Genomic DNA, 8,841 nt, shown 5'->3' on the forward strand with positions numbered 1-8,841 from the left:
CCGCCACATCCGGGTGGGAGCGCAGCCTCCCCTTGAGCACGTTTTCCCCCACCTGATAAAAGAGCGGGTTGGCGGGATCGCTCTGGGGCCCTTCGGCCAGCGCCGCCAGCTCGGGGGAGAGGCTAAGCAGTGGCACAGTCGCATCCAGCCTTGCCGCCATGAAGAAGGCGCAGGAGAGGCGCGATACCCCGGGAGGCGGGCTCACCACCCGGTGCAGGGTGGCCTTGAGGTAGCCGTCGGACGCGAGCTCCAGCAGCTCGCCGATGTTGACCACCAGGGCGCCCGGCAGGGGGGGCGCGGGGATCCAGCCATCCGCCGTCTCCACCTCGAGCCCGGAGTGATTGTCCTGCATCACCAGGGTCAGGTAGCCGGGATCCTTGTGGGCACCTACCCCCTGACCACTGCTGCCTTCCGGTTGTCCGGGGTAGTGAATGAGCTTCATGTGCTGGTAGGGGGCACCGCGAATGCTCTCGTCAAATACGCAGGCGGGCTGCCCCAGCACCTCTGCGAAGGCGTCCAGCAGGGTGAGGGTGATGTCGCTCAGTCGATCCTGCCATGCCAGCAGACGTGTCTTCATCTCGGGCAGGACGGCGGGCCACTGATTGGGGCCGATGAGGCGCTGCCAGGGTTCACGAATGTGCGCCACAGGTAGGGCCTGCGCCTCGTTCATGATATCGAACTGCTCCCGCAGATCCGGCCTTGCCCGGGTGAGCTCTGCCCCCACCCGGTTGTAGCCGCGAAAGTGGGGGGAGTGGACCATCTGCACCGCCAGTTTTTCTTCAAGTGACAGGGCGAAGAAGCGGGCGGCGAGCGCCAGGGTCTCCTGGCGCGCCGATTCGCTCAGATCATGGCCCACCAGATAGAAAAAGCCCACTTCGCGGGCGGCCTGGCCAAGCTGCGTCAGCATCTGGCTGCGTGCAGCGGGGGTGCCCTTGAGGGCGGCGAGATCGATGATCGGCAATGATGGGGTGGTCATGGGCATCTCCTCACTTTCCGTGAACGGGGTCTGCGTGCCCCGGCGTGCGGGGTGTTGCGAAACCGGGGCGCACTCTTCTTGAGTGGCGCCGTTTGGGTTGAGGGTGATGCTACTGTTCGAGGTTACAAGGTGGAAGCAACAAAATATTCTTAGTTATATACAAAATTCGAAATGGAATTCGGACTTTAGCGAATGGAACGAGCAACGGGCGGCTCAGGCGGCGATCTGCCGTACCGGGTGAGAGCGACATTGGCGTGACGGGATAGACGCGGGAGAGAAAAGGCGGAGGGAGGCATCCGCCTCCCTCCGTGTGACTGTCATGGGAAGGGTTGCTGGCGCGCCTTTCCTCAATAACCCAGGGTGAAACGCTGGCGCAGGTGAGCCGGTGCTTGCGCCTCGTTCAGCACCCCGTCCGCCAGATCGCCGACCGTGATCCCGGCGGGCTGCTCGCCGCTGAACAACACCTGATCCGTGCCAAGGCGGTAACCGCCGCGCTTCTCGCCGGGTTCGAGGAACACGGGTGGGGAGACGAAACGCCAGTCGAGGGTGGTTTCCCGGCGAAGGGCGGTGAGACCGTCCCGGGCCGCGAGGGCCCCTTGCTTCCACTCTGCCGGGAACTCCGGGGTGTCCACCAGCTGCACGCCCGGGGCGATTTCCAGACTGCCGGCACCGCCGACCACCAGCAGCCAGCTGTTGGCCGCGACGGCGGCGGCCACGATGGCGCTGGCCCCCTTGAGGTACTGATCGTAGATGTCCGGGGCACTCCAGCCCGGGTTGTAGGCACTGATCACCCGATCGTGCCCCTTGAGCACCCTGGCCAGTGCCTGGCTGTCCTGGGCGTCCACCGCCACGGCGGTGACTTGCGGGTGAGCGGCGACCTTGCTCACGTCACGCACGATCGCGGTGACCTGATGACCGCGGCTGACGGCCTCCTGGAGGATGGCTGAACCGACAAAACCGCTGGCACCGATGAGGGCAATCTTCATGGGAATTCTCCTTCACTGTGGGAATGGGGCTATCCTACGCCCCCGAGTATGATTTAATAATCCACTTAAAATTGCATTCACTTGTAAGCAGGGCTTCATAATGGATCAGCTCAGACGCTACGCCATCTTCGCCGCCGTGGTGGAGGCGGGCAGCATGACCGGCGCCGCCAAGGCCCTCGGCATGACCCCGTCCGCCGTGAGCCAGCATATCAGTCAACTGGAGAGCCAGCTCGGCCTGCCCCTGCTGCACCGCTCCACCCGCCGCCTCAGCCTGACCGAGGCGGGGGAGGTGGTGTGGCAGGGTTGCCAGTCGTTGCAGCAGACCCTGAACGACACCGAGCTGCGCCTCTCGGAGGTGCGCGACAGCCTGCTCGGAGAAGTGCGGATCACCGCGCCGGTGGGGATGGCGGGCCAGCCCCTGGCGCGGGCGCTCTCGCCGCTGCTGCAGGCGCACCCCGGCCTGGGCATCCAGATCATTGCCGACGACGAGAAGCGGGATCTCATCAAGGATCGCATCGACGTGGCGCTGCGGGTCGGCACGCTTGAAGATTCCACCCTGGTGGCGCGCAGGCTGGGTCAGACCCGGATGTTGCTGTGTGCCTCGCCCGCCTATCTGGCACGCAAGGGCACGCCGCGCAGCCCGGCGGATCTGCTGGCCCACGACTGGCTGGCCTCGGACATGCTGGGGGGCGGGATACTGCTGCTGGACGAAAAGGGGGAGGCCCACAAGATCAAGCCCAAGCCCAGGGTGCTGTGCAACAACGTCTTGCCCCTGCGCCAGTTTACCCTGGCAGGGCAGGGGATTTCGCTGCAACCGGAAGGTGAAATAGAAGAAGATATCGCCACCGGTCGATTGCTCGTGCTGCTGCCGGGCTTTTTGGCCCCTCCCATGGAGATCCATGCCATCACCCCCCAGCGGGAGATCCCGGAGAAGGCGCGGCGGGTGATCAGCGCCCTTCGCATCCACTTTTCCGAGCATGGCCAGAGCCGTCTACCCTGAGCGGGGCGGGATGAATAGCCAGGCGGTGCGCCAGCCTTGCGGTCGGCGCGACACCCCTGTTTAATGTGGCCCTCCCGGGCCAGAGTGCCCTCTGCTGGCGTGGTCTCAAGCGCATCATGACATCGACTTCTCCCCACCCACTCCGTGAGCCGACACCCGAGGCGCGCACCCACCTCACCCGCATCGAGCGAGTGCTCGACTATATCCATGCCAATCTGGATCAGCCGCTCTCCCTGGAGGCGTTGGCCCGGCAGAGCTGCTGGTCCCGCTGGCAGTTGCAACGGGTATTCCTGCATGAGACGGGCCAGACGGTGGCTCACTATGTGCGCGAGCTGAAGCTGAGCATGGCGGCGGAGGCGCTGCTCTCCACCCGGCTGCGGGTGCTGGATGTGGCGCTGGATCACGGGTTTGGCTCGGAAGTGAGTTTCAGCCGCGCCTTCAAGCAGCAATTTGGCTGCTCGCCGCTGGCGTATCGCAAGCGGGCCCTGCGGCTGGGGTTGCGCACGCCTCTGGTGCGGGCGGCGGTCCCCCGCTCTGCCTCTCCCAACCTGGTGCAGGTGCGCATAGAGAGCCTGCCGGCGTTCACCTTGCAGGGGGTCAGGGGCACGATTCGGGGGTTGTTCGATGCCTCACCGGATTTTCAGCAGACGGTGCCCGCCATCTGGCGAGCGCTGCGCGAGACGGGGGCGCTGGGCTTGTCGAGGGAATGGCTGGGGGTGGTGGATGTGTCGGGGGCAGGGGAGCGGCTGCCTTACTGGGCCGGAGTGGCCACGACGGCGCCTACGCCCCCCGGCCTGTCGAGTCTCGACGTGCCGGTTCAGGAGTATGCCGTGCTCACCCACAAAGGACCCATTGCCCAGCTGGGGGAGAGCCTGCACTGGTTCATCCTGCACTGGCTGCCGGAGTCGGCATACCGGGGGCTGGACGGTTTCGAACTGGAGCGCTATGCCCCCGGCTTTGACGGCCAGCAGCCCGACGCCACCATGGAGTACTGGCTGCCTGTCGCCCCCCGTTAGGGAAGGAGGCTCATTTCGGCATGGCGCCGGGATGGCTCCGGGCGTGTGGCGCTGGCCAGGAGATCAGTGAACTGGGCCGGTGGCAGCGGCTTGGCGAAGTAGAAGCCCTGCAAGTAGTCGATGCCATAGTGGCGTGCCATCTCGACCTGCTCCTGGGTCTCCACCCCCTCGGCGACCAGAGCCAGCCCCATGCGATGGGCGAGATCCAGGATGTTTTCGACGATATGGCGGGAGGGGCCTTCCTCTTTCATTCCCTTGATAAAGCTGCGATCGATTTTGATGATGTCCACATGGAACATCTGCAGATAGCAGAGGCTGGAGTGGCCGGTGCCAAAGTCATCGATGGCGATGAGCACGCCCAGCTCGTCCAGGGCATCGAAGATGGCGCGGGTCTGCTCGTCCGCATCCACCATCTCCCGCTCCGTCACCTCGAGCACCAGGCGCAGATCCTGGCCCGGGAAAGCGCGAAGAAAGTCGCGGCACTCGGCGACGATGTCCTGGTTTTTGAAGTGCTGGGCGCAGACATTGACGGCGACGTGAAAGCCGGGGGGCAGCCTGTCGGCCACCCCGACCAGATAATCCCGGGTCTGGGCCATCAACTGGCGAGTCATCGGCACTATGTAGCCGCACTCCTCCGCGAGGGGGATGAAGTGGTTGGGGGCAATCATCCCTTGTGTGGGATGACGCCAGCGCATCAACACTTCACAACCGCGCAGGCGCCCCTGCCTGTCCATCACGGGTTGCAGATGGGGGATGAACTCCCGGGCCGCCATGGCTCTGGCAAGCTCGCTGCGGGGGGAGCCGCTGCGCCCCCTCAGATAGAAGGTGAGCAGCCCCAGCAACAGCGCCAGCACAGGGGCGGCAAGCAGGTTCTCCTGGTTGTACGCCCAGGCAAACGCCAGCACTTCCTTGTAACCGTTGAGCGCCACCAGGCGATAGGGATGAGCGGTGGGCTCGCTCTGTTGCAGACGCTGTCCCCCTTCCAGCAGGCGGGCTGCGGGCAGGGTCCTGCCGTGGCCATCGAGGGCCTGGTCCCCGAGGAGGAAGAAGAGGTTGTCCTCTCCCATCACGGCCTGCAAGGCGCCGAAGATGTGGAAGCCGTCCAGCTCCACCAGCAGGGTGCGATCGCCGGATGGCTGACGGTAGAGGATGGCGGTCTGCCCGGTGATGGGGCTGTGTCTGGCGAGGATCAGCGTCTGGTTGCCCGCCGGGCCACGGGGAATATCCCGGGTGAGGATGGGCCTGTGCAGGGTGGTACAGCGCAGTTGCTGCCCCTCCAGCACATAGAGTGCCCGCGCATAGGGGGAGGCGGTGATGAGGTCGCGCAGGGCCAGTTGCTCATCCTGGCAGCGGCCCATGGCGAGGGGGTGGGCGGCCTCGACCAGGGACTGACTGTCGTTGATGGCGCTCTCTATCATGGCCCTAGCATGGTTCAGGCTGCGCGCGTTGTCCTTGCGAAGGCCGCTGGCCGCCTGCAGGAGGTTGAGGGCGGTGAGGCCGACCAGCAAGAGGAGCCCGAGCACGATGGCCAGACGCAGACGCTGTGCCAGGGGATCAGTCGGCATGGTGCACCCGATTCTTGCCGGCATCCTTGGCCTGATAGAGCGCCTGATCGACCCGCGCCAGCAGTTGCTCGGCGGACTCCTGTCGCCACAGTCCCAGCCCGGCAGAGAAGGTCACCACCAGGTCCGGTTCGCGCCATGACCGCTGTGCCACCTGGGTGCGCCACTGCTCGAGCATCGTCCGTGCTCTGACGCTGTCCTCCCCGGGAATGATGATGGCCAGCTCCTCGCCGCCGTAGCGGTAGAGGGTGGCCTCCTGGCCTGCAATCTGCCGCCCTTCCCGGGCAACCGCCCGCAGGACGTCGTCACCGACCGGGTGGCCGTGGGTGTCATTGATGGATTTGAAGTTGTCCAGATCGATCAACCCCAGGCAGAAAGGGCGGCCGGCGATCAGCTGGTCGTCGAGTGCCTTGTCAAAGCAGCGGCGATTGAACAGACCCGTCAGGGCATCGGTGTTGGATGCCTCCACGGCTTCCTGCATCTGGCGATGGCCGCTCTGGATCTCCTGGCGCAACTGATCCCCTGGTTTGCCCGCGTGGATGCGTCCGGTGCGCATCAGGGCGATGATCTCGAAAATCATCTTGCTGAGCACATGACGCAAGGACCACCAGCAGAGCAGGCAGATCAGCATGCAGCCCACCAGGGTGATCTGGAGCTGGTGGGACTCGCTGCTGCTTACCTCCTTGAACCTGGCATCGCTGACGGCATAGATGACGAACCAGTCCGGGTTGGAGAAGGAGTAGTAGTAGAGGTGGGTCTGGCGCTTTGCATCGAAGAGGTGGTCGGCGCCGTTGGTCATCTGCTCGATGAGCCGGCGGTCCACGCGATGGCGAAACAGGTTCCCCACATCCGAATGCAGCAGGATGTCGCCCGCCCGATCGACCAGGTAGAACTCCCCCTTGAGAGGGCTCATGAGCTGACGCAGGGGATAGCTCATCTGCTCGAGATCCACGTTCATGGCCAGGGTGCCGAGGAAGAACCCCTCCTTGTCGAGCAGGGGGCGGGAGACGGAGACGCTGCGGCTCTTGTCATCGAACTTGCTGGGGTAGTGGTCGGTGTAGTGCACGAAGAGGGTTCGCACGGCGGCCGCGAGAAACCAGGGGCGCTCCCTGGCATCAACGTGCTCCCCGACCGGCAGATGGGGGATGGAGTTGAACCGCCCCTGCGGATCGGCGAGCAGGATGCTCTTCACATAGGGGGTGAGCGCCAACGTTTGCATCAGGGAGAGGCCAAGGGGCGTGTGATCCTCATTGAGGAAGGCATCCAGGCCTGATTCATCGATGACACTGCCCGTTTCGTTGAGGACATGCTCCAGTGACTTGAACTGTGGCTCGATGGACTGGGTCGCCATGTTGTGCACGAACATGGCCGCCACCTTGTGGTACTTGCGCTCGGCAGAGGTCCGGATGCTGACACTGACGGCCATCAGGGCGATAAGCAGGGTCAGGATGATGACTCCGAAGGTGACGTTGAGCTGGGTATCGCAGTGCAGATTTTGGTGGGCGGTCTCATTCATAGGCGTGTGCTGATGGCTTGGTATTGTCTCAATCAGGGCTGATAAAAGGGTGGGCATGCTATCGCCTCCTTTATCAATAGCGATTGACCAGGATCAACAAGGGGAGGGAGAACGCGACCATACTTGTCTGATGAGTGTGAATATGGGGGTTAAAATGCCGCCATGTTCTGAATATGTGATGGTTACTTGCTAGTTGGCTGTGAAAGTGAAGGCGGTGACCTTCATCAGGCGGCCATGATGAGCCCTCCCTGAGAGCTTCGACGGCGTTGCCATGTTGCTTCTGATAGGAGATGGCGTGCCTGCCACCCTCGCTTTTCCCGCTTCCCCGCCAACATGCCCCAAATTGTTATTATCGGGGCAAAATAGAACAATAAAATGCAAATGATATTTGTTACTATTCACATGCAGTAAGTAATCGAGGATCAGATGCAGCTTGTTCACCCCCCTTTGACCCTGGTCGCCGTGACCATCTCCACCCTGCTTGCAGGCTCTGTACAGGCCGCCGCGTCCGACAGCCAGGATACGGCCACCGCCGACGAGACCCTGACCGTGCTCGGCCAGACCTATCGCAACACCGCGACCAAGACCCGGCTCGACCCCATCGAGACGCCCCAGGCCATCTCGGTGGTGGATGGGGAGACCCTGTCGCTGCGCGGCGTCAGCTCGGTGAGCGAGGCGCTGCGCTACGTGCCCGGCGTCAACACCGAGCTGCGGGGCGGGGCGGTCAATCGGCTGGATCTGTTCAACATCCGTGGCTTTGACAACTACCAGAACTTCTATGACGGCCTGCTGCTCCAGTACAACGACTGGAACCTGCAACCCCAGATAGATCCGGTGGCCATCGAGCAGCTGGAGGTGTTCAAGGGGCCGACATCGGTGCTCTATGGCAGCATGCCCCCCGGCGGCATGGTCAACCTCATCGCCAAGCGCCCCCAGCGGGAGAGCAAGCACAACGTGAGCGTGGCGACCGGCACGGGCACCCTCAAGGAGATGACCCTCGACAGCACCGGTGCCATCAACGAGCAGCTCGCCTATCGGCTGGTGGGACTGGCACGGGAGAAGGATGGCCAGGCGGTGACCTCGAAGGAGGAGCGCTACGTCTTTGCGCCGTCCCTGGACTGGCAGCTCGGCGAGCGCACCCTGCTGAACCTCAACCTCTACTACCAGAAGGATCCCGAGGCCGGCATCTACACCACTGTGCCCGCCAGCGGCTCGGCCAAGTCCAACCCCCTGGGGCAGCTTGGCAGCGATACCTTCCTTGGTGACGAGAACTGGAACGAGTACAACCGGGATGTGACCCTGCTGGGCTACAAGCTGAGCCACGACTTCAACGAGCGCTGGCAGGTGCTGCAAAATGCCCGCTACATGGATGCGTCCGCCTATCAGCGCAACACCTACAACGCGGCCCTGGCGGTGGACAACCGCACCCTGGCCCGCAACGCCTATCTCACCGATGAAGACTCTCGCGGCGTTGTCATCGACAACCAGCTGGCGGGCAAGGTACAGACGGGCTCTGCCCAGCACAACCTGCTGCTCGGGGTCGATTACCAGTACCTGGATGCCCATGTCCTCTACCGGGATACCCTCGACTACTCGGCGCCCAGCATCGACATTTTCAACCCGAACCATAGCCAGATAGTCCCAGAGGCACTCACTTTCAACTACCAGGATAAAAAGGTGATCCGTCAGTCCCAGACCGGCGTCTATCTGCAGGATCAGGTGCGCCTCGATCGGCTGGTGGCCATCGGCGGCGCCCGCTACGACCGCTACCGGATGGACACCGAC

Annotated in this window: 7 protein-coding genes; 3 read left to right on the plus strand and 4 right to left on the minus strand. The window is 63.7% G+C overall.

The annotated features are described in order from the left end of the window. Together AACR77_RS03620 and AACR77_RS03625 are read right to left on the minus strand one after the other, a co-directional pair. A partial coding sequence (locus AACR77_RS03620) for an isopenicillin N synthase family dioxygenase (RefSeq protein WP_042879791.1) occupies positions 1–976 on the minus strand: 976 nt, incomplete at its 3' end. A 347-nt stretch (positions 977–1,323) separates the two neighbouring features. Further along, positions 1,324–1,962, minus strand: a complete 639-nt coding sequence (locus AACR77_RS03625) for an NAD(P)-dependent oxidoreductase (protein ID WP_041211536.1) — start codon at positions 1,960–1,962, stop codon at positions 1,324–1,326. Between the two features lie 100 nt (positions 1,963–2,062). Here AACR77_RS03625 and AACR77_RS03630 point away from each other — a divergent pair, with 100 nt between their 5' ends. Continuing rightward, the gene (locus AACR77_RS03630) at positions 2,063–2,962 is read left to right on the plus strand and encodes a LysR family transcriptional regulator (RefSeq protein ID WP_042879793.1); all 900 of its coding nucleotides are present in this window, start codon (positions 2,063–2,065) and stop codon (positions 2,960–2,962) included. A gap of 116 nt (positions 2,963–3,078) precedes the next feature. Further along, the gene (locus AACR77_RS03635; RefSeq protein ID WP_042879806.1) at positions 3,079–3,978 is read left to right on the plus strand and encodes an AraC family transcriptional regulator; all 900 of its coding nucleotides are present in this window, start codon (positions 3,079–3,081) and stop codon (positions 3,976–3,978) included. Here the strand turns inward: AACR77_RS03635 and AACR77_RS03640 are convergent. Beyond that, positions 3,975–5,543 (minus strand): EAL domain-containing protein, encoded by a 1,569-nt coding sequence (locus AACR77_RS03640; protein WP_052224772.1) that lies wholly within the window; start codon positions 5,541–5,543, stop codon positions 3,975–3,977. The two genes, AACR77_RS03635 and AACR77_RS03640, sit on opposite strands and share 4 nt — an antisense overlap. Next, positions 5,533–7,056, minus strand: coding sequence for a sensor domain-containing diguanylate cyclase (locus AACR77_RS03645; RefSeq protein WP_052224773.1), 1,524 nt, complete (start codon positions 7,054–7,056; stop codon positions 5,533–5,535). The genes AACR77_RS03640 and AACR77_RS03645 overlap by 11 nt, the downstream gene beginning before the upstream one ends. A 426-nt stretch (positions 7,057–7,482) precedes the next feature. On the opposite strand from AACR77_RS03645, the gene AACR77_RS03650 reads away from it, so the two are divergent. Beyond that, the coding region (locus AACR77_RS03650; RefSeq protein ID WP_042879795.1) for a TonB-dependent siderophore receptor at positions 7,483–8,841 on the plus strand (1,359 nt) is incomplete at its 3' end.

This window comes from Aeromonas sp. ZOR0002, from assembly GCF_963866995.1.
GTDB classification, from domain to species: domain Bacteria; phylum Pseudomonadota; class Gammaproteobacteria; order Enterobacterales; family Aeromonadaceae; genus Aeromonas; species Aeromonas caviae.